The 21,084-nt window shown below is 66.3% G+C and carries 15 protein-coding genes; 5 read left to right on the forward strand and 10 right to left on the reverse strand.

Translation table 11 applies throughout. The annotated features are described in order from the left end of the window. Positions 1–82: 82 nt before the first annotated feature. The 6 genes from katG to LC092_RS06895 all read right to left on the reverse strand — a co-directional run bounded on the left by katG (position 83) and on the right by LC092_RS06895 (position 10,228). Complete coding sequence (gene katG, locus LC092_RS06870; RefSeq protein WP_263627039.1) at positions 83–2,308, reverse strand: catalase/peroxidase HPI; 2,226 nt, start codon at positions 2,306–2,308, stop codon at positions 83–85. A 313-nt stretch (positions 2,309–2,621) separates the two neighbouring features. Further along, complete coding sequence (locus LC092_RS06875) at positions 2,622–5,066, reverse strand: GcvT family protein (protein WP_224805710.1); 2,445 nt, start codon at positions 5,064–5,066, stop codon at positions 2,622–2,624. 4 nt (positions 5,067–5,070) lie between these two features. After that, a complete protein-coding gene (locus LC092_RS06880) occupies positions 5,071–5,985 on the reverse strand; it encodes a choline/ethanolamine kinase family protein (RefSeq protein WP_224805711.1) in 915 nt (304 codons plus the stop codon). Beyond that, positions 5,985–8,066, reverse strand: coding sequence for an ABC transporter permease (locus tag LC092_RS06885; protein ID WP_224805712.1), 2,082 nt, complete (start codon positions 8,064–8,066; stop codon positions 5,985–5,987). The genes LC092_RS06880 and LC092_RS06885 overlap by 1 nt, the downstream gene beginning before the upstream one ends. A 2-nt stretch (positions 8,067–8,068) precedes the next feature. After that, positions 8,069–9,055: a quaternary amine ABC transporter ATP-binding protein gene (locus tag LC092_RS06890; protein ID WP_224805713.1), complete on the reverse strand. Its 987-nt coding sequence runs from the start codon at positions 9,053–9,055 to the stop codon at positions 8,069–8,071. A 210-nt stretch (positions 9,056–9,265) separates the two neighbouring features. Then, positions 9,266–10,228 (reverse strand): ABC transporter substrate-binding protein, encoded by a 963-nt coding sequence (locus LC092_RS06895; protein ID WP_224805714.1) that lies wholly within the window; start codon positions 10,226–10,228, stop codon positions 9,266–9,268. A gap of 240 nt (positions 10,229–10,468) precedes the next feature. On the opposite strand from LC092_RS06895, the gene LC092_RS06900 reads away from it, so the two are divergent. After that, complete coding sequence (locus tag LC092_RS06900) at positions 10,469–11,242, forward strand: DeoR/GlpR family DNA-binding transcription regulator (RefSeq protein ID WP_224805715.1); 774 nt, start codon at positions 10,469–10,471, stop codon at positions 11,240–11,242. Between the two features lie 141 nt (positions 11,243–11,383). Then, positions 11,384–12,187 (forward strand): IclR family transcriptional regulator, encoded by an 804-nt coding sequence (locus tag LC092_RS06905; protein ID WP_224805716.1) that lies wholly within the window; start codon positions 11,384–11,386, stop codon positions 12,185–12,187. Here LC092_RS06905 and LC092_RS06910 read toward each other — a convergent pair. Genes LC092_RS06910 through LC092_RS06920 form a run of 3 tightly spaced genes read right to left on the reverse strand, consistent with a single transcriptional unit; the run spans position 12,141 to position 15,583 of the window. Further along, a complete protein-coding gene (locus LC092_RS06910) occupies positions 12,141–13,103 on the reverse strand; it encodes a DMT family transporter (protein WP_224805717.1) in 963 nt (320 codons plus the stop codon). The two genes, LC092_RS06905 and LC092_RS06910, sit on opposite strands and share 47 nt — an antisense overlap. Beyond that, a complete protein-coding gene (locus LC092_RS06915) occupies positions 13,100–14,800 on the reverse strand; it encodes an FAD-dependent oxidoreductase (RefSeq protein WP_224805718.1) in 1,701 nt (566 codons plus the stop codon). Before LC092_RS06915 ends, LC092_RS06910 begins: the two co-directional genes overlap by 4 nt. 30 nt (positions 14,801–14,830) lie before the next feature. Next, on the reverse strand, positions 14,831–15,583 hold the full coding sequence (locus LC092_RS06920; RefSeq protein ID WP_224805719.1) for an SDR family NAD(P)-dependent oxidoreductase: 753 nt from the start codon (positions 15,581–15,583) through the stop codon (positions 14,831–14,833). A 189-nt stretch (positions 15,584–15,772) separates the two neighbouring features. Here LC092_RS06920 and LC092_RS06925 point away from each other — a divergent pair, with 189 nt between their 5' ends. The 3 genes from LC092_RS06925 (at position 15,773) to LC092_RS06935 (ending at position 18,794) form a co-directional block, all read left to right on the forward strand. Then, positions 15,773–16,804: a TRAP transporter substrate-binding protein gene (locus tag LC092_RS06925; RefSeq protein WP_224805720.1), complete on the forward strand. Its 1,032-nt coding sequence runs from the start codon at positions 15,773–15,775 to the stop codon at positions 16,802–16,804. Positions 16,805–16,878: 74 nt separating this feature from the next. After that, positions 16,879–17,454 carry a TRAP transporter small permease subunit gene (locus tag LC092_RS06930; protein ID WP_224805721.1) on the forward strand — a complete coding sequence of 192 codons (576 nt, stop codon included), beginning with the start codon at positions 16,879–16,881 and terminating at the stop codon, positions 17,452–17,454. Further along, a complete protein-coding gene (locus LC092_RS06935; protein WP_224805722.1) occupies positions 17,451–18,794 on the forward strand; it encodes a TRAP transporter large permease in 1,344 nt (447 codons plus the stop codon). The genes LC092_RS06930 and LC092_RS06935 overlap by 4 nt, the downstream gene beginning before the upstream one ends. A 15-nt stretch (positions 18,795–18,809) precedes the next feature. Here LC092_RS06935 and LC092_RS06940 read toward each other — a convergent pair whose 3' ends face one another. Further along, entirely contained in the window at positions 18,810–21,065 is a 2,256-nt protein-coding gene (locus tag LC092_RS06940; RefSeq protein WP_224805723.1) for a CHASE2 domain-containing protein, read from the reverse strand. Positions 21,066–21,084 lie beyond the last annotated feature (19 nt).

The following is a 21,084-nucleotide window of genomic DNA, read 5'->3' on the forward strand; positions in this document are numbered from 1 at the left end:
TGAAAAAACGGCGGCCCGGATGTCCGGGCCGCCGTCTGTGTCTGGTTCAAACCGTTCGCCCGATCTGTCGGGCGCGCCGGCATCAGGCGAGATCGAAGCGATCCGCGTTCATCACCTTGGTCCAGGCCTTGACGAAGTCCTTGACGAACTTCTCCTTGGCGTCGTCCTGGGCGTAGACTTCCGCATAGGCGCGCAGCTGCGAGTTCGACCCGAAGATCAGGTCGGCCCGCGTTCCGGTCCATTTGACCTCGCCGGTCTTGCGGTCACGGCCTTCGAAGATCCCGTCCTTGGCCGCCTTCCACTCCGTCGACATGTCGATCAGGTTGACGAAGAAGTCGTTGGTGAGCTGGCCCGGACGGTCGGTGAAGACGCCGTGCTTGGTCCCCTTGTAGTTGGCACCTAGCGCCCGCATGCCGCCGACAAGCACGGTCATTTCCGGCGCCGTCAGCGTCAGGAGCTGTGCCTTGTCAACCAGAAGCTCCTCGGTCGAGACCGTGTAGTTGGTCTTCTGGTAGTTGCGGAAGCCGTCGGCCATCGGCTCGAGCACGTCGAAGGACTCCACGTCGGTCTGCTCGTCGGTGGCGTCGGTGCGACCCGGCGCGAAGGGAACCTCGATGGCGTGACCGGCATCCCTGGCGGCCTTTTCCACCGCGGCCGTTCCGCCCAGCACGATCAGGTCGGCGAGAGAGACCTTCTTGCCGCCGGACGCGCCTGCGTTGAAGTCGGCCTGGATGCCCTCAAGCACCGTCAGCACCTTGGCAAGCTGCTCCGGCTCGTTGGACTCCCAGTCCTTCTGCGGGGCAAGACGGATGCGCGCGCCATTGGCGCCGCCGCGCTTGTCCGATCCGCGGAAGGTGGCGGCCGACGTCCAGGCGGTGGCGACCAGCTCGGCGGTCGACAGGCCGGAGGCGAGCAGCTTCGCCTTGAGATCGGCGATGTCCTTGGCATCGATCAGCGGATGGTCGACGGCCGGCACCGGGTCCTGCCAGATCAGCTCTTCCTTCGGCACTTCCGGTCCGAGGTAGCGGGTGATCGGGCCCATGTCGCGGTGGGTCAGCTTGAACCACGCGCGGGCGAAGGCATCGGCGAATTCTTCCGGGTTTGCGTGGAAGTGGCGCGAGATCTTCTCGTAGGCCGGGTCCATGCGCATCGCCATGTCGGCGGTCGACATGATGATCGGAACCTTCTTGGACGGATCTTCCGGATCCGGCGCCATGTCCTCTTCCTGAAGGTCCTTCGGCGTCCACTGCCAGGCACCGGCCGGGCTCTTGGTCAGCTCCCAGTCGTATTTGAACAGGACGTCGAAGTAGCCATTGTCCCACTGGATCGGGTTGGAGGTCCAGGCGCCTTCAAGGCCGCTGGTGATGGTGTCGCGGCCCTTGCCGCTCTTGTAGCTTGAAAGCCAGCCGAAGCCCTGGGCCTCGATCGGCGCGCCTTCCGGTTCCGCGCCGACGTTGGCGACATCGCCCGCGCCATGGGTCTTGCCGAAGGTGTGGCCGCCGGCGGTCAGCGCCACGGTCTCATAGTCGTTCATCGCCATGCGCGCGAAGGTCTCGCGGATGTCGCGGGCCGAGGCGAGCGGGTCGGGCTGTCCGTCCGGGCCTTCCGGGTTGACGTAGATCAGGCCCATCTGCACGGCGGCCAGCGGGTTTTCCAGATCGCGGTCGCCGGAATAGCGGCTCTGCTCGTGGTCGCTGGTGGCGAGCCACTCGTTCTCCGAGCCCCAGTAGATGTCTTCTTCCGGCTCCCAGATGTCGGCGCGACCGCCGCCGAAGCCGAAGGTCTTGCCGCCCATCGATTCAATGGCGACGTTGCCGGCGAGAATCATCAGGTCGGCCCAGGACAGCTTGTTGCCGTACTTCTGCTTGATCGGCCACAGCAGGCGGCGGGCCTTGTCGAGGTTGCCGTTGTCGGGCCAGCTGTTGAGCGGGGCGAAGCGCTGCGTGCCGGTAGCGCCGCCGCCGCGGCCGTCGGCCGTGCGATAGGTGCCGGCGCTGTGCCAGGCCATGCGGATGAAGAGACCGCCGTAATGGCCGTAGTCCGCCGGCCACCAGTCCTGGCTGTCTGTCATCAGCGCATGGAGGTCCTTCTTCACCGCATCATAGTTGAGCGACTTGAAGGCTTTCGCATAGTCGAAGTCCTCGCCGAGCGGGTCGGTCGGGGCTGCGTTCTGGTGCAGGATCTTCAGGTTGAGCTGGTTCGGCCACCAGTCCCGGTTCGACGGCACGCCGAATGTCGAGGCGATGGGCGTTCCATGCATCACGGGACATTTGCCGGTGCCGGTCTTGTCGTCGGTAATCGCGTCCATAATCCCTCTCCGATCGTAACGATTCTTAGCCCCTGACCCGGCGTCGGTGGACGCGGCGAGGCAAAATCAAGATGGTCCCGCATCCCTTCCGGCGGTCGCGCGTCCCGATCGCGACGGGGCCGGCGGAGCCGGTCGTCATGCGATGCGGGTCGTGTCCAGCGACACGCCGCCGGTGGATGAGATGTGGGATCTCCGGCGCGTTTGGCCACCCCCAAACGCCACGCTCTTAACCTAGCAAGCGTGACCGATCAGGTGAACATGCGTTTTCTGACAAGTCGATAAGAAGAGATTATCGAAATTACCTCACCCGCTGTCAGGCCTTCACGCGCTCGTTCTTCGGATCGTAGAGCGGTTCCAGGTGCAGAGTGGCCTTCACCCGTTCGTTGGCGACGACCAGCTCGTAATCCCCCTCGGCGAGATAGTCGTCGTTCACCCCGTCGGCGTTTCTCACGTAGCCGTAGCCGATGGGCCGGCGCAGCGTGTAGCCGAAGCCGCCGCTGGTCAGATAGCCGGCGAATTCCCCGTTGCGCAAAATCGTCTCGCGGCCAAGCAGGACGACGTTCGGGTCCTCGACCGTGAAGGCGGCGAGTTTCTTCTTCAGCGGCGAATTGGCGGCGCGTTCGGCCGCCGCGCGGCCGGTGAAGGCAAGGCCCGACTTCAGTTTCACCGCCCAGCCGAGACCGGCCTCATAGGGACTGTCATTGGCGGTGATGTCGGATCCCCAGGCGCGATAGCCCTTTTCCAGCCTAAGCGAGTCGATGGCGCGGTAGCCGGCGAGACGGATGTCATGGGCCTTGCCGACGCGCATCAAGGTGTCGAAGACCTCGCCGGTCTTTTCGATCGGAATGTGCAACTCCCAGCCCAATTCGCCGACATAGGTGACACGCAGCGCGCGGACCGGGCAGCCGGCGATGGTGATCTCGCGCACATGGCCGAAGCGGAAGGCCTCGTTGCTCACATCATCGTCGGGCGCAGCTTCCGCCAGCACCAGACGCGCGTTCGGACCCATCAGCGACAGCGTGCCGTAGTCCTCGGTGACATCGCGCAGCGTCGCGTCGACACCCTCCGGCAGGTGATCGGCGATCCAGGCGCCGTCATGGGTGCGAAACCCGGTGCCGGTGACGATGTAGAACAGATCCTGGGCGAGCCGGGCGACGGTGAGGTCGCATTCGATGCCGCCGCGCGAATTGAGGAGCTGAGTATAGGTCAAGCGCCCGGCCGGCTTGCCGACCTTGTTGGCGCAGATCGCCTCCAGCGCATCGGCCGCGCCGGCGCCGGAAAGCTCGAACTTGGCGAAGGACGACTGGTCGAACAGCCCGACGCTTTCGCGCACGGCCCTGTGTTCCTCGCCGACGGCGTCGAACCAGTTCTGCCGGCCCATGGAATAGATGTCGCGCGGCTCGTCGCCCGGCCGGGCGAACCAGTTGGGCCGTTCCCATCCGAGCTTGGAGCCGAAGACGGCGCCGCGCGCCTTGAGCCTCTCGTAGAGCGGGGAGACGATGCGCGGCCGGCCGCTTTCGTATTCCTCATGGGGAAAGCCGATGGTGTAGTGCTTGCCGTAGGCTTCCAGCGTGCGCTCGCACACCCAGTCGCGGTCGCGGTGCAGGCCGGAGAAGCGGCGGATGTCGACACTCCACAGGTCGAGCGGCGCCTCGCCGGTCATCGCCCATTCCGCCAGCACCCAGCCGGCGCCGCCGCCCGACGCAATTCCGAAGGCGTTGAAGCCGGCGCCGACGAACATGTTGTCGCATTCCGGGGCCGCGCCCAGGATGAAATTGCCGTCGGGGGTGAAGCTCTCCGGCCCGTTGATCATCTGCTTGACGCCGCTGGTCTCCAGCGCCGGAACCCGGTGCACGGCGTTGACCAGATGCTGCTCGAAGTGGTCCCAGTCGTCGTCGAAGAGCTGGAACTGGAAGTCGTTCGGCACGTCGCCCGTGGTCCAGGCGATGGGGTCCGGCTCGTATCCGCCAAGGGCAAGGCCGCCGACCTCTTCCTTGAAATAGGTGCGCCGGTCCGGATCGCGCACGGTCGGCGTCTGCGAGGTGATGCCCTCAATCGGTTCGGTGATGACGAACTGATGCTTGACCGGCTGAAGCGGCACATTGATGCCGGCCATCGCACCGACCTGCCGCGCCCACTGGCCGGCGCAGTTGATGACGAGATCGCAGGTCACCGGACCCGCTGTCGTCTCGACGCGGGTGATGCGCTTGCCGTCCATGGCGAAGCCGGTGACGCCGACGCCCTCGACGATGCGCGCGCCATGAATGCGCGCGCCCTTGGCGAGCGACTGGGTGATGTCGGAGGGGCTGGCCTGTCCGTCGGTCGGCAGGAAGCTCGCGCCGACCAGATCGTCGACATTCATCAGCGGCCACATCGCCTTGACCTCGGCGGGCGACAGGAGCGCCATCTCCATGCCGAAGCTGCGCGCGGTGGTGGCCAGCCGCTTGTATTCGGTCCAGCGGTCCTCGTTGCAGGCAAGGCGCAGGCAGCCGGTCATCTTCCAGCCGGTCTCAAGTCCTGTCTCGGCATCGAGCCGCTTGTAGAGGTCGACGGAATATTTCAGCACCTGGGTGATCGAGGCGGAGGAGCGCAACTGGCCAACGAGGCCGGCGGCATGCCAGGTCGAGCCGCTGGTGAGCTGGCCCTGTTCCAGGAGCAGCACGTCGGCCTTGTGGTCGCGGGCCAGGTGATAGGCGGTTGAACAGCCGATGATACCGCCGCCGATGACGACGACCTGGGCGTGCGAGGGAAGCGACATGAGTTCAGACCTTCTCGAAGCGGGACTGGTAATCGTCAAGGGCGGCCTCGTAGGCCGCCAGCGTTTCGGCCGTATAGGCGGCGTAATCGACGCCGGGGGCCGTGAGGTGAAGTTCGGAGACTAGGCTCCACATGGTCTCGCGCAGGAGCGAGGCGACCTGCATCGCCGCATAGGCCCGCTGCATCGCGGCATCCGGCGCGTGGCCCAGATAGGCGCTCATCAGTTCGGCGGAGTCTGCCTCCGACAGGCCGGCGTTGGAGGCAACGCCGGCGAGATCGAACATCGCGGTGCCGAAGCCCGCGTATTCGAAATCGATCAGCCAGAGCCTGTCGCCGTCGTCGATGAAATTGGCCGGCAGCAGGTCGTGATGGCCGAAGACGACGGGCATGGCGACCTGCGCGCGTTCCATCGCCTCGGCGACCTTGAGAAAACCGGGCAGGCGGTCGGTCATGCGCGAGCGGCCCGCCTCCAGCGTGCGGGCGTAGTCGCGAATGACGTGAAACACCCAGAAAAAGAAGCCGGCGCCTGAGATCTCCTTGGGCATCTCCTCATGGAAGCGGCGCATCAGGTGAGCAATGCGGATCCGGTCGCGGCGCACGTCCTCGGCCGTATAGGTGTGGCCCTCGATGAAGCGGGTCACCATGACGCCGGGTTCGGCATGGACCAGCTCCGGCGCGAAGCCGCGCGCAACCGCCGCGCGGGTCACCATGGTCTCGCGGGCGCGCTCGACATGGTGAAACGGGAAGTCGCGCCCGAGCCGCACCACATGGGCGCCGCGGGCATCGCGCACCAGAACGCTTTCGTTCGACAGGCCGCCCGACAGGGGCTCCATCTCCGGCGTGCCGTGCCATACGGGGAGGGCCGCGACCCGGCGTTCGGTCTCCGGCGAGAGGGTCGGCTGCGGCGGGGTGTGGGTCATCAACGGATCTCCTCAGCCGTTGCAAGGCCAAGGCGGACGCGCAGCCGCGCGGCGCCGGCCGAAATCAGCCGGTCGGCGATGATCGCGATGAAGGCGACCGCGAGACCAGCGACGAGACCGCGGCCGGTGTCCGCCTTGGTGAGGGCGATATAGACCTCCTGGCCGAGGTCGCGGGTGCCGACGAGGGCCGTGATCACCAGCATCGACAGCGCCAGCATGATGGTCTGGTTCAGCCCGAGCAGGATCTCGGGCAGGGCGAGCTTGAGCCGCACTTTCGTCAAGAGCTGCCACGGCGTCGCGCCGGCGGCGATGCCGGCCTCAACCAGATGCGGGTCGACGCGGCGCAGGCCGTAGGCGGTGTAGCGGATCGCCGGTGCGACGGCATAGGCGACCACCGCAATCATCGCGGTGAAATCGCCGACGCGAAACAGCATGACGGCGGGCATCAGATAGACGAAGGAGGGCAGCGTCTGCAGCGTGTCGATCACGAGTTCGACCGCTTTCCAGAGCCGCTCGCGCCCGGCGGCCAGAATGCCGACCGGAACCCCGATGAGGCAGGCGATGGCAACCGAAATGCCGCAGAGATAGACGGTGATCATCGCCTTTTCCCATTGGCCGGTCAGTGCGATCAGCGCGGACAGCGCCGCTGCGGTCAGCGCCAGACGCCAGCCGCCGAGCCGGAAGCCGGCGAGCGCCAGCAGCCCGACGACGCCGATCCACGGCAGGCCGATGAGGAAGCGCTTGAAGGGGATCAGGAGGTTGAGCAGCAGGGCGTTCTTCACCGCCTCCAGCTGGTCGAAGAAATGCACGTTGATCCAGCCGACGATGTCGCTGCCGATCGTGCCGGAGGAAATCTGCAGCGCCTCCGGATAGGCCTGGAAGGGGGCGGAGACGAGCCCGGCCAGCGTGCTGACAACGATCAGCGCCACGCCCGAGACCAGATAGGGGTGGCGCCTCGCGATGGAGCGATCCCGTTCCTCCGCGCTTTCATGGTGCGGATGGCGGGCGGCGAAGGCCTGGCTCAGCCGGTCGAGCGCGATGGCGAGCGCGACGATGGCAAGGCCGGCCTCGAAGCCCGCCCCGATGTCGAGCCGGCGCAGGGCCGCGAGCACCTCGAAGCCGAGGCCGCCGGCGCCGATCATCGAGGCGATGATCACCATGTTGAGCGACAGCATGATCACCTGGTTGACGCCGACCATCAGCCCCGGCATGGCGCTGGGCACGAGGATGCGCCAGGTCATCTGCCGCTTCGAGCAGCCGGTCATGCGGCCGAGCTCATGCGCCTCTTCCGGCACCGCGCGCAGCGCCAGCAGCGAGATGCGGGTCATCGGCGGCAGGGCATAGACGATGGTGGCGATGATCGCCGAGCTTGGCCCGAAGCCGAAGAGGAACAGGATCGGCACCAGATAGGCGAAGACCGGCACGGTCTGCATCAGGTCGAGCATCGGTCGCAGCGCCGTCTCGACCGCCCGCCAGCGGAAGGCGGCAAGGCCGAGCAGCAGGCCGCCGAGGATGCCGATGGGCACGGCGATCAGGATCGAGGCCAGCGTCACCATCGCCGCGCTCCACTGTCCGAAGACGGCGAGGAAGGCGAAGCAGCCGCCGACCAGCGCGGCAAGCCGGCGTCCGCCGGCATAGTGGCCGATCAGCATCGCCACGCCGATCACCGCGATCCAGGAGAGCGGCGGCAGGAGTTGCGTCGCCGAGGAACCGCGCCCGTCGAGAATGCCGGTGGACAAAAGGCCGAGGATGAAGCGATAGGGCGCCTCGATCGCGCCGGCGATGAAGCGGGTCAGATCCGTGAAAGTGAAAAGGCCGAAGCTCGCCTCGTCGAGCAGCCAGCGCATGGCATCCGATATCCAGCGCTGCGCCGGGATGCGCCAGTTGCGCGGCACCTCGAAGGCCCAGTCGGCGACGGGCTTGCCGAATTGCCACAGGAGGATGAAGGCGGTGAGCGCAACGCCCCAGACCACTCGCGCGGGCCAGCGGTTTTCGGGTGTCGAGGCCGGCAGCGACGCGCCAGCCGGCGGGGCTGTATCGGTTGCGGACGTCTCGGTCTGGATCGCGAGCGGTGCGGTCATCGTCACCCCAGCATCAGGACGTTTATGACCGCGTCGCGGGTGAGGCGGCCGACGGGGGTACCGTCCGCGCCGAGGACGCTCACCGCTGCGACCCTGTCCGAAAACAGCCCGGCCGCCTGCGACACGGTCGCTGTTGCGGTGATCGTCGGGGCGCCGTCGCCGGCGGGTGCGCCGGCCTCCATCACGGAGGCGACGCGCACGACCTTGGCGCGGGTGACGTTCCTCGTGAACTCCGCGACATAGTCGGTCGCCGGGTTCATCACCAGATCTTCCGGCGTGCCGAGTTGCACGACGGCGCCGTCCTTCATGATGGCGATGCGGTCGGCGAGGCGGATCGCCTCGTCGAAATCATGGGTGATGAAGACGATGGTCTTCTTCAGGACGGACTGGAGCCGCATGAACTCGTCCTGCATTTCCTGACGGATCAGCGGATCGAGGGCGGAAAACGGCTCGTCCAGGAACCACAGCTCCGGCTCCACGGCGAGCGAACGCGCGATGCCGACCCGCTGCTGCTGGCCGCCGGACAATTCGCGCGGGAAGAAGGCCTCGCGCCCGCCCAGCCCGACAAGCTCGATCATCTTGCGGGCGCGGTCCTCGCGCGCGGCGCGGCCGATTCCCTGAACCTCGAGCGGGAAGGCGACATTGCCGAGCACGCTCAGGTGCGGCAGCAGCGCGAAATGCTGGAACACCATGCCCATGCTGTGCCGGCGGATCTCGATCATCCGCCGGTCGCTGGCGGCGAGCAGGTTCTCGCCGTTGAACAGGATCTCGCCGGCGGTCGGTTCGACGAGGCGCGACAGGCAGCGCACCAGCGTCGATTTTCCCGACCCAGACAGGCCCATGATGACGAAGATCTCGCCCTCGCGCACGGCAAGATTTACGTCGCGCACCGCGCCGACGAGGCCGGCCGCGGCAAGTCTCGCGCTATCGGCAGCGCCGGGCTGGCCAACGGAATAGGTCCCGGCGCCGCTGCCGAACAGTTTCCACACGCCCCGGCATTCAAGCTTCGCCGGGGCCGCGTTGGTTGCAGCCTGAGACAAGGGAGGCGAGGGGGTGGCGGAAGCTTGCAAGGTCGAACCATCCGGTTGGAAGCGGGCGCGCCTGTCGGACCCGGAGCGCAAAAGGCGCAGACGAAAGAGAAAAAAGCGGCTGCCGCCAAAGGGGACAGGGCGGCGGCAGCCAGTCGGGCAAGAGATCGACTATTTGATCCAGGCGGACCAGCGCGCTTCGTTCTCGTCTATCCAGTTGGCGACCACGTTTTCGACGGTCTCCCCGTCCAGATCGACCCGGGTGATCAGCGCGCCCATTTCGTCGTTGTCGATGGAGAAGGCGGAAATCGCCTTGTGGGCGCCGGGCCAGGTGTCCTTGACGCCGGACCAGGCGACCTTCCAGATCGGGCCGCGCGGCTTGCCGCAGTCATAGGCCATGTCCGGATTGGTGCCCCAGGCTGGATCCTCGTAGCAGGCCTTTTCATAGGCCGGGAACTCTACCCATTCGCCGTCGTATTTCAGCGGCGCCCAATGGGGGGCATAGACCCACAGGAGCACCGGCGCCTTGCGCTGGTAGGCGGATTCCAGTTCGGCGAAAAGGGCCGCGTCCGTACCTGCGTGAACCACCTCGAATGGCAGTTCGAGCGCCTCGACGCGTTCGTCGTCATAGCCGCCCCAGGTCACCGGCGCGCCGAGATAGCGGCCCTTGGGAAGGGTTTCGGCGGTGCCGAAGGCTTCCGCGCAGGCCTCGCTTTTCAGCGCTTCCCAGTTGGGCAGACCCGGGCAGATCTCCTTCATGTAGGAGGGGTACCACCACTCCTCGATGGCAAACATGCCGCTGTCGCCGAGGTTCTCGACCTTTCCGGTCGCTGTTGCTTCGTCGAGCGCGTCGCGGCCGGTGGTTTCCCAGATTTCCATGGCGACATGCAGGTCGCCGGTCTTCAGCCCGGCGAACTGGGCGATGTAGTCCGCCTGGACATATTCGATGTTGTAACCGGCCTTCTTCAGGACCTCGCCCATGATGCGGGTCGAAAGCAGCTGTCCGGTCCAGTCGTGCAGCGTCAGGCGAATGGGATCGTCGTTTTCCGCTGCAATCGCGGGCGTTCCCGAAAGCGCGGTGGCGACAAGCAGTGTCGACAGCAGCGCGGCGGCAGGGCGGCGGGCAAAGGTCATGGCGGGTCCCCCTTGAAATGACCGTCTGGAAGGCGGTGCCCGTCCCTGCGGCCTTCTGGCGTGGCCTTCTTGCGGGATCTTTCAGCAACCGACACCGGATCGTCGCATTCGTTTCATTTCGCTGTCAATTATTTTGAGGTAATTTTTTGGCTTTAAATGCTTTGAATGTGGTTATTATGTTGTTTATCTCCTTAAAAGCCACAAATCGGGCATGGAAACCAAATCGCTGTCGAGGCCGTCATGAGCTTTGGAAAACGTCAGATGAAGATCCTGGAGCGGGCGCGGCAGGCGGGCAGCGCGCGTATCGGCGATCTCGCGGTCGAGCTTGGCGTGTCGCTGGAAACCATCCGCCGAGACATTCGTCCGCTGGTGGAGGCGGGGGACCTGCTGAAGTCGCACGGGTTCGTCAGCCTGGCACGTCAGGACGCGGAGGCGCCCTTCGAACGGCGCATGCGCGAGAATCTTCCGGCCAAACAGGCGATCGCGCGCCATGTCGCCGCTGGCATCGAGGACGGCGACAGCGTGATGATGGACACCGGCACGACGACGAGCGTGCTGGCGCGCGAGCTGCGCGGCAAGGCCGGGCTCACGGTCGTCACCAATTCCTCCGACGTCGCCCGGACGCTTGCGACCGTCAACGGTAACCGGGTCTATATGGCCGGCGGCGAGTTGCACGGCGACAATGGCGGAGCTTTCGGGCGCTCGGCCATCGAGTTCATCACCTCCTTCCGGGTGCGCCATGTGATCATCTCGATCTCCGCCGTCGATCCGGTCGGCGGGCTGATGGACTACCAGCTGGCGGAAGCCGATTTCGCCCGCACGGCGCTCAGGTGCGGCGAGACCTCCAGCGTCATCACCGACCACACGAAGTTCGACCGTCGGGCGCTGGTGCGTGTCGCCGGCTTTTCCGAGATCGACCGGATCGTCACCGACGCGCCGCCGCCTCCGGCCATTGCCGAGCGGCTGCAGGAAGCCGGCACCCGGCTTGAGATCGCGTCGGCGCTGCCGATTTAGGCAAGGCATTTGTTGCCAGTGGGTTGAAGGTCTTTTCCGGGACCTGAAAAAGCCTCCCTCACTCGACCGCGGGACAAATTATGGCTATGAAACCGGTCATTGCGGTTCCATAATTCTATTTTATTTGTGAGGGAGTTGCGGGTGGGGCAGGAAGCCACGACAAAGCCGCGTGCGCCACGTGGCGTGCAGTCGATCGAAACCGGCGGCGCCATACTCATGGCCCTGGCGCAGGCCGGCGGTCCGCTGAAGTTGCGCGACCTTGCCGAAACGCTCGGCATGGCGGCGGCGCAGCTGCATCCCTATCTCGTCAGCTTTCGCAATATCAACATGGTGGAGCAGACGGAGACCGGCCAGTATCAGCTCGGCCCCTTCGCGCTGCGGCTCGGCCTGACGCGGCTGCGCAACCAGAACGCCTACCGGGAGACGATCCGCCGCGTTCCCGATCTCGCCGACGAGCTCGGGCTGATGGTCGCGATCAGCGTCTGGGGTCTGCACGGGCCGACGATCGTCTATATCGCGGAATCGACGGCGCGCATTCACTCTAACGTCGCGGTCGGCGGCACCTTCATGATGACGGCGACGGCAACCGGCAAGGTGTTTTCCGCCTTCCAGCCGCTGTCCACCACCGAGCCGCTGGTGCGCGCGGAACTCTCCGGCGCGCAGCCGCCGCTCTATACGATACCCGCCGTTGACGAGGAGGCCTATCGCGCCGATGTGCGTGATGCCGCGAAGGTCGGCTATTCGATCACAAGGGACGCACCGATCCCGGGCGTCAGCGCCATTGCCGCGCCGGTGTTCGACCACACCGGCACGATCCAGCTGGCGGTGACCATCATCGGCCCCACCAACTACATCGACCTATCGCGCGACGGCGCGACGCTCGACCGGCTGATCACCTTCACGAAGGCGCTGTCCAGCGATCTCGGCCATATCGAAGACGCCTGACGAGCGCGGCGAAGCCGTCGAGCGACAGGATCAGGCCGAAGGCAGCGATACCGACGCCGAGCAACTGGACCGCATTCGGCCAGATGCCGGCGTAGGGGATGGCGATGAGCACGGCGAGCGGCGGCACGATTGCCGGGAACAGGCCGGCGAGGCCGGGACCGAGCCGGGCGATGGAGGCGGCATAGACGACGATGGCGACAGAGCCGCCGAGAAACCCCTGGTAAAACAGCTGCTCGGCCCATTGCGCGGCAGTGGCGCTCGCGGGCGTGACCGCGATCAGATAGACCGGCAGGCAGACCAGCGTCGTCAGCACCGAGATCGTGCCGATGGCCTCGATCGCCGGGATCCGCCAGCGCCCGACGAGATAGGTGAACAGCCCCCAGAGCGTCCCCGATCCGAGGAAGCACAGGTCGCCGACGAGGGTCGCGACATCGGGGTCCTTCGACGGCGGCTGTTCGAGCGCGATGGCGATGAGGCCGGCGATCAGCACGGCGATGCCGACCTTGCGGTGGCGCGGCAGCCGCGCCCCGTCGAACACAACCGGCAGCAGGTTGGCGATGATCATCGTCATGCCGGGAGAGATCACCACCGCATGGGCGAGCGGGGCGATGCCGTAGCCGGTGTTGATCAGGAAGGCGAAGGGCGGGCCGATGGCAACGCTGAGGAGCAGGAGCCGCGGCAGCGTCATGCCGGCCGAGATCCGTCCGTGCCGCAGGAGCAGCACGGGCAGAAGCAGGGCGCCCGCGCCGGCGTAGCGCAGGATCCCCAGATCGGCGCTGGAGAAGCCATCGGCGCGGCCGATGTCGACGCCGATGTTGTAGATTGCCCAGATGAGTGCCGCGGCAAGGCCGAGGAGAACGCCTTCGACAAGGCGCCTCCCCGGGGTTTGCGCCACGGCGGGCGTCGCGTCACTCACGAATTGGCGCCGGACATATGCCTTGCGGCGATATAGCCGAAGGTGATCGCCGGGCCGAGCGTGATGCCGCCGCCGGGATAATTGCCCCCCATGATGGAGAGCGCGTCGTTGCCGGCCGCATAGAGCCCGCCGATCGGCTGGCCGTCTTCGCCAAGCACGCGGGCGTTTTCATCGCAGCGCAGCCCGGCGAAGGTGCCAAGGTCGCCGATCACCAGCTTCACCGCATAGAACGGACCCTTTTCCACCGGCGCGACGCAGGGGTTGGGGCCGTGCTCGGGATCGCCGAGCGAGCGGTTGTAGGACGTCGAGCCCTTGTGGAACTCCGGATCCTCGCCCTTGCGCGCATGTTCGTTGAAGGTCGCGACGGTGCGTTCCAGCTGGGCGCCATCAACGCCGATCTGTTCGGCAAGTTCGCTCAGCGTGCGGCCCTCGAACAGATAGCCGGAGCGGATGTGGCCCCGATAAGGCACCGGCGACGGCTTGACGAAGCCGAGGCCATAGGTGCGCAGCGTCTTGTGGTCGGCGATGAAATAGGCGCAGATCTCCCCGCCTTCCTTGGTGCAGGCCTTCATCATCGCCTGGCAGAAGTCGTGATAGGAATCCGCCTCGTTGACGAAACGCTTGCCGGAGCGCGTCACCGCGATGACGCCGGGCTTGGAGCGATCGACGAAATGCGGGAAGACGCCGAGCGTGCCGTCGCGCTTGGGCGGGCGCGACACCGGCACCCAGGCGGCGTCGTTCGGCAGGCCGTCCTTGATCGCGGCGCCGGCGGCCGAGCCGAGGCGCAGGCCGTCGCCGGTGTTGCCCGGAGGCGCCGGCGAGACGTGCTCGTGGCCGCTCGGGGCATGCGGGAACAATTCCTTGCGCCGCACCGCGTCCTGCGGAAAACCACCGGCGGCCAGCACCACGCCCTTGCGCGCCTCGATCTCGACGCGACCCTCGGCCGTGTCGACGATGGCGCCGGTCACCTTGCCGGTCTCGTCGCGCAGCAGTTCCTTGACCGCGGCGCGCGTCCAGATCGGCACGTTCTTGTCGAAGCAGGACTTGGCAAGGCGGGCGACCAGCGCGTTGCCGTTCATCAGCCGCATCGGCCGGCCGTAGAAGGCCATGTCGCGCAGGAACTTGAGGAAGAGCTTCGCGACATAGAACGCCGAGATCGGCGACTTGGTGACCTTGAAGAAATGCAGCAGCTCCTTGCCCGAGCCGATCATCATGCCGAGGAAGGTGATTTCGGCGAGCGGCGGGCGCAGGCGCTTGATCTCGTCCTTGATCTCGCGCCCGTCGAAGGGACGGGCGACGATCGAGCGTCCGCCCGGCATGCCGCCCGGCGCGTCCGGATGATAGTCGGCGAAGGTCGGACCGAGGTCGAACTGCAGCGCGGTGTTCTGCTCGAAGAACTCCACCGCCTTCGGGCCGGCCTCCAGAAAGGCGTCGACGCGCGCGGCATCGAAGTGCTCGCCGGCTTCATGCTCGAGATAGCGGCGGGCCTTTTCGGGGCTGTCCTCCACGCCGGCGCGCTTGGCCGGCGCGTTGCAGGGGATCCACATCCAGCCACCGGAGCGCGCGCTGGTGCCGCCGAAGACGGGTTCCTTCTCGACGACCAGAACATCGAGGCGCCGGTGGGCCGCGGAGACCGCGCTGGCCAGTCCGCCCGCGCCCGATCCAACGACCAGAACATCGCAAATGTGCTTTTTCATCTCATGTTTCCTTCAGGCAAGAACGGGGAGCTAGGCCGCGAGATAGCCGCCATCGACGGGCAGGATGGCGCCCGTGACGTAGCTCGACATGTCGGAGGCGAGGAACAGGACCGGGCCGACGAGTTCCTCCGGCTGGCCGGTGCGCGCCATTGGCGTATGGGCCATGAAGCGGGCGATTGCCGCCTCGTTGGCGCGGGTCGTGGTGGTCATCGGCGTGTCGATCACGCCCGGCGCGATGGCGTTGACGCGCACGCCCCTGGGGGCGAATTCATGGGCGAGCGCCTTGGTGAACTGGGCGATGGCGCCCTTGCTGGCGACATAGGCGGCGATGCCCGGCCCGGCGGTCTGCGACATGATCGAGGCCACGTTGACGATTCGTCCGGCGGTGGCCTCGAGCTGGCTTGCAAAGGCCAGCACCATGTTGCGGGTGCCGTCGACATTGACGCGGAAGGTCGCGTCCCAGCCCTCCGCGAACCCGGGATCGTCCAACGGCTGGCGGCGGATGATGCCGGCGTTGTTGACCAGGATGGAGGCTGCGCCCAGCTCGCCTTCGACGCGGGCCGCGAAGGCTCCGGCCGCGGCATGGTCGGAGACGTCGCAAATGTCCGCCAATGCCTTTCCGCCGGCTGCGCGAATCGCTTCTGCCGTGTCTTCGGCCCGTTCCCGGTCGACATCGCAGAGCGCCACACGGGCGCCGGCGCAGGCCAGACCAAGGGCGATCGCGCGGCCGTTTCCCTGGCCTGCGCCGGTCACGACCGCGACCGAACCGCTCACACCAATCATCGCGTCCTCCACAAATTAGTATATTGCTAATCCGTTTGATTATAGATAATACTCGGACAGGGCAAGCGGCTGATTGGGAAAGCCGGGCGGCCCGCCACGTCGCCGTATCGAAGCGGATGGCGCGCGAAATGCGTTGAGAAACCGGCGCAGAGAATGCGTTCGAAACGGACGCCAGAAAGGGAGGACTTCATGAAAGCTCGGCTTATGTCCGCAGCACTTGCGGCAACGATGCTCACCGCGGCCCCGGCCGTCGCCGACAGCTACGACCTGCAAAGCGTGTTCGGCCTTCAGGTGCCGTCAATTGGCCCGAGCCCGGTCAAATGGGCGGAGCGCGTGAAGCTCATGACCAATGGCGAGATCGACATCAAGGTGCATGGCGCCGGCGATTTCGTGCCGCCCTTCGAGGTGTTCGGCGCGGTCAGCACCGGCGCGATCCCGATGGGCTTCGACTGGATCGGCTATTGGGCAAGCACCATTCCGGTCGCCAACCTGATCGGCTCCATGCCGTTCGGCCCGACGCCGGAAGTCGCCAACGCATGGATGTTCGAAGGCGGCGGCCTCGAGATCATCCAGAAGGCCTACGACCCGCATGGCGTGAAGGTGATCCCCTGCCACCTGGTGGTGCCGGAAGCGGGCGGCTGGTTCAACAAGGACATCGAGACGGTCGAGGACTTCAAGGGCCTCAACATGCGCATCGCCGGCCTCGGCGGCAAGGCGCTGGCCCGTCTCGGCGCCAACACCCAGCTGGTTCCGGCCGGCGAGATCTTCGTGTCGCTGGAAACCGGCCGCATCGACGCGACCGAGTTTTCCGCGCCGCAGCTCGACCTCGGCTTCGGCTTCCAGAAGGTTGCCAAGAACTACTACTTCCCGGGCTGGCACCAGCCGTCGAGCTGGGATTCCATCATCATCAACATGGATGTGTGGAACGGCTTTTCCGAAGACCAGCAGACCATCATGGTCGAGGCCTGCCGCGCCAACATCGCCTATAACCTTGGCGACCAGATCCACCAGCAGGCCGAGGCGATCGCCGCGATCCGCGAGGCCGGCGTCGAGATCAAGCGCTTCCCCGATCCGGTGCTCGCCGAACTGCGGGCGGCGTCGCGCGCGGTGATGGACGAGGAAGCGGAGAAGGATCCGATCTTCAAAGAAGCCTATGAATCGCTTAACGCCTACGTCGAGCGGGTCGGCGAATGGGGCGAGCTTCAGGCTCTGCCGCGCTGAGCCGGTAGACTTTGACATCGGTGGGCGGCTCCCGTACGGGGGCCGCCTGTCGATTTGGATCGGGGAGCTTGGGCGTGAAACGGCTTGGTGAAACGGTGGGGAGCCTGTGCGCGCTTCCCGGAATGATCGTGGGGTGGCTGATCCTGCCGCTGATCGTGTCGGTGTGCCTCGGGGTGGTCGCCGCGCAGCTCGGGATCAACCAGCTTATCGATTGGGAGGGCAGCGTGCCCTTCTTCGACGAGGCGCTGACCGTCAACAGCATGCTCGACCTGCAGTGGCACATCTTCGCCATGGTGGTGCTCTTCGGCGGCGTCTACGCCTATCGCGACCGCGAGCATGTCAGCGTCGACTTCCTGGCCGCGCATTTCTCCAAGCGGCGCAAGGCCTGGGTCGACATGCTGTGCGACCTGTTCTTCCTGCTTCCCTTCTGCGCGATCGTCGTCTGGTTCGGCACCAAGTTCGCCTATCGCGCCTATCTCACCGGCGAAGGCTCCACCTACGGCGGCATGATCGACCGCTGGTTCGTGAAGGCCTGCATTCCGGCCGGTTTCCTGCTGCTTGGCACGGCCGCGCTTGCGCGGATCCTGTCGACGGCCGCCTTCCTCTTCGGCCCACGGGCAGCAGATGACGAGACGAGGCCCGCGCAATGATGGAAGATGCCTTCTGGCCCGTCCTGATGCTCATCGGTCTGATGGGCGGAATTTTCGCCGGCTATCCGGTTGCCTTCGTGCTGGCCGGCATCGGCATCTGTTTTGCCGTCCTCGCCGGCGTGCCGATGCTGTTCCTGTCGACCACCGTGTCGCGGATGTATTCCGGCATTCTCACCAACTGGCTGCTGATCGCGATCCCGCTCTTCGTCTTCATGGGACTGATGCTGGAGCGTTCCGGCATCGCGGAGCGCCTGCTGAAATCTCTCGCCTCGATCTTTCGCGGGCTGCCGGGCGGCTACGGCTTCGCCGTGGCGGTGATCGGCGTGATCATGGCGGCGTCGACCGGCATCATCGGCGCGTCGGTCGTCCTCATGGGCATGATGGCGCTGCCGACCATGCTGCAGAACAACTACGACCCGAAGATCTCCTCCGGCCTGATCGCGGCAAGCGGCACGCTCGGCATTCTCATTCCGCCGAGCATCATGCTCATTGTGCTCGGCGACCAGCTGCGCGTGTCCGTCGGCGACCTGTTCATGGCGGCCGTCGGTCCGGGGCTGCTGCTCGGCGGTCTCTACATCGGTTATCTGCTCCTCGTCGCCATTTTCCAGCCGCATCGCATGCCGCCGGCCGCTGTTGCCGAACACAAGCCGTTCTGGTCGGCAGTGGCATCGCTTGCGCTCGACCTGCTGGCGCCGGTGGTCCTGATCGTCTCCGTGCTCGGCACCATCGTCGCGGGCATCGCCACGCCGACGGAATCGGCTGCCATCGGCGCGCTGGGCGCCATGTTTCTCGCGCTTGTCTCGCGCAAGCTGGACTGGAAGACGCTGAGTTCGGCCCTGCGCGACACCACCAAGACGACGGCGATGATCATCTTCGTGATGATGGGCGCGACGGTGTTTTCCGTGGTGTTCCGCAAGCTCGGCGGCGACGCATTGATCGCCGACGCCTTCGCCATCCATGACGGCAATCCCTATGTCGTCTTCATCATGATCATGGCGCTGGTCTTCGTGCTCGGCTTCTTCCTGGAGTGGGTGGAAATCACGCTGGTGGTCGTGCCCATCGTCGCGCCTGTGGTGGCGGCGCTCGATTTCGGCCTGCCGCCGGAACAGGTGCTGATCTGGTTCGCCATCGCGCTCGCCGTGAACCTGCAGACCTCTTTCCTGACGCCGCCCTTCGGTTATGCGCTGTTCTACCTGCGCGGCATCGCGCCCAAGGGCGTGACCATCGGCATGATCTATCGCGGCGTCATTCCCTTCGTCGTGCTGCAGATCCTGGCGCTGGCCTCGGTCATCGCCTGGCCGCAGATCGCGCTCTACATCCCCAACGCGCTCGCCCGCTGAGGCGGCGCGGGGCGCTCACTTTGTCTCTGCGGTGAAAACGCCGTCCCAGACGGGGCCGGGCGGTGTCATGCTCAACCTGGCGAGGCGCGCGCGGTAGGCGGGCACCAGCCCCGCGAGGGCCGGCGGCGCGATCTCCGCGAAGCGGGTGAGCGCGGCCGCGGCCGTGCTCCAGTCTTGGCTGCGGTAGGCGTTAAGCATCGAGGCGAAGACGGTCTTCTCCTCGAGGAATGCCGGATCGCGGCGCATCTTCGCGTCGCCCACCAGGCAATGGATCGTCTCCGGCTCGCTCTTGCCCTTCACCCGGATCCTGTCGATCTCCAGGAAGGCGTAGTCGTCCGCCGCGCCGCGCGCCGTTTCCGCGCCGGCGATGATGGTGACGCCATAGGTCTTGGTCTGTCCCTCGAGCCGCGAGGCGAGGTTCACCGCGTCGCCCATCACGGAATAGTCGAAGCGGAACTCGGACCCCATGTTGCCGACGACGCAGTCGCCGGTGTTGAGGCCGATGCCGACGCGCAGCGGCACATGGGTGCGGCCCGCCTTTTCGTCTTCGGCGAGCCGTGCGGCGTTGACCTCGGCGAGCCGGCGGACCATTTCCAGCGCCGCCGCGCAGGCGTCGGCGGCATGGTCCGGCGTGTCGAGCGGTGCGTTCCAGAACGCCATGATGGCGTCGCCCATGTATTTGTCGATGGTGCCGCCCTGGCGCAGGATCGCGTCCGACAAGGGCGTCAGGAAGCGGTTCATCAGCGTCGTCAGGCCCTGCGGATCGCTCTTGTAGCTCTCCGAGATGGCCGTGAAATCCCGCACATCCGAAAACAGGAACGTCATTTTGCGGGTTTCGCCGCCCAGCGACAGCCGCTCCGGATTGCGGGCGATCTGCTCGACGAAGGACGGGGCCAGATATTGCCCGAAGGCGCTGCGGATCTGCTGGCGCTGAACCTCCTCGCGCCGGTAGTTGAGAAACACCAGGATCATGAAGGCGGTGAAGCTGGTCATGAGCGGATAGACCACGTCGATCAGCATCCGGTGCTCGATATAGAGATACCAGCTGCCACCGACGGTCGCCGCGGCGATCGCCATGCCCAGGAACAGCACCGGGATCGCGCCGAGGATCGGGGCGAGGATCACGACCAGCAGCGACAGCGCGATCGCCAGCACGATTTCCGCGCCGAGCGCGTAGTTCGGGCGCACGAGATAGCTCTTGTCCAAAATGGTCTCCAGGATCTGGGCATGGACTTCCACGCCCGGCATTGCCGGATCGAGGGGCGTTGCCTTGAGGTCCAGCAGGCCGATCGCCGAGGTTCCGACCAGCACCAGATGATTGCGGATGCGGTCGACGTTGAAGCTGCCGCGCATCAGGTCGACCGCGGAGACGAAGCGGGCCTTGTCATGCGGCGTGTAGTGGATCCAGATGCGCCCGCGCGGATCGGTCGGCACCTCCACGCCGCCGACGACGACGGAGCGCACGCCCGCCGCATCCGTCTTGATCGCCACCGCGTTGCCGCCGGTCGCGACCCGCAGCAGCTCGACGCTGAGGGACGGGTGAATGGTCTCGCCGACGGCCGCGACAAGGGCGACGCGGCGCACGATGCTGTCGAGATCGGGCAGTATCGACAGCAGCCCGCGCCCGCTTGCGGCCGCATCGAGCGGCTCGATGTTGCGCAAGAGCCCGGGATAGGTGATCAGATGCGAGCGCGGATCGGGGCCGATGAAGGCGACCGGCGTCCCGGGCTGCTCCGCGTTTTGCGCAGTGTCGCGGCCGCGCGCTGCCTGTCCGACGACGATCCGCATCTGGCCCATCGTTTCGGCCAGCAGCGTGTCGGTGTTCGGCAACCGGTCGAGTTCGGCTGCCGCCTCGCCGGAAAGTCTGGCGATGGAGCGTCCGAAGCGGTCCGGCGACAGCCGGTCCGGCTCGGCGAAGAGGATGTCGAAGGCAACGGCGATGCCGCCGGCCCGGCCGATGGTACGCAAGAGGTCGGCGACATCAGAGCGCGGCCATGGCCACTGGCCGATTTCGCGCAGGCTGCGCTCGTCGATGTCGACAATGACCACCGGCAGCGGTGCCCGCTCGCGCGGCTTGAGGATCTGGTAGAAGTCGAAGGTGCGCAGGCGCGCCGTCTCGAGAAGAGCCGGGTCCAAGAGCCGGAAGGCGACCAGGCCCAGCATGCAGGCGATGGCGACCAGCCGGCCCTGTCCGATCCAGCGGAATGCCCGCACGATCCGTGAAGATGCGGGCGCGGCGGCCTTCGGCGGCGTCTTGCTGGCCTTCCTCACCCCGCCTCCCGAGTTGTCG

Source organism: Stappia stellulata (genome assembly GCF_020176715.1).
Taxonomy (GTDB): domain Bacteria; phylum Pseudomonadota; class Alphaproteobacteria; order Rhizobiales; family Stappiaceae; genus Stappia.

What these genes read in the sequence shown, in the direction of transcription:
- LC092_RS06925 (WP_224805720.1), top strand. Translation starts at nt 15,773, where the DNA reads ATGAAAGCTCGGCTTATGTCCGCAGCACTTGCGGCAACGATGCTCACC.
- LC092_RS06880 (WP_224805711.1), bottom strand. Translation starts at nt 5,985, where the DNA reads ATGACCCACACCCCGCCGCAGCCGACCCTCTCGCCGGAGACCGAACGC.
- LC092_RS06915 (WP_224805718.1), bottom strand. Translation starts at nt 14,800, where the DNA reads ATGAAAAAGCACATTTGCGATGTTCTGGTCGTTGGATCGGGCGCGGGC.
- katG (WP_263627039.1), bottom strand. Translation starts at nt 2,308, where the DNA reads ATGGACGCGATTACCGACGACAAGACCGGCACCGGCAAATGTCCCGTG.
- LC092_RS06935 (WP_224805722.1), top strand. Translation starts at nt 17,451, where the DNA reads ATGATGGAAGATGCCTTCTGGCCCGTCCTGATGCTCATCGGTCTGATG.
- LC092_RS06885 (WP_224805712.1), bottom strand. Translation starts at nt 8,066, where the DNA reads ATGACCGCACCGCTCGCGATCCAGACCGAGACGTCCGCAACCGATACA.
- LC092_RS06895 (WP_224805714.1), bottom strand. Translation starts at nt 10,228, where the DNA reads ATGACCTTTGCCCGCCGCCCTGCCGCCGCGCTGCTGTCGACACTGCTT.
- LC092_RS06920 (WP_224805719.1), bottom strand. Translation starts at nt 15,583, where the DNA reads ATGATTGGTGTGAGCGGTTCGGTCGCGGTCGTGACCGGCGCAGGCCAG.
- LC092_RS06900 (WP_224805715.1), top strand. Translation starts at nt 10,469, where the DNA reads ATGAGCTTTGGAAAACGTCAGATGAAGATCCTGGAGCGGGCGCGGCAG.
- LC092_RS06875 (WP_224805710.1), bottom strand. Translation starts at nt 5,066, where the DNA reads ATGTCGCTTCCCTCGCACGCCCAGGTCGTCGTCATCGGCGGCGGTATC.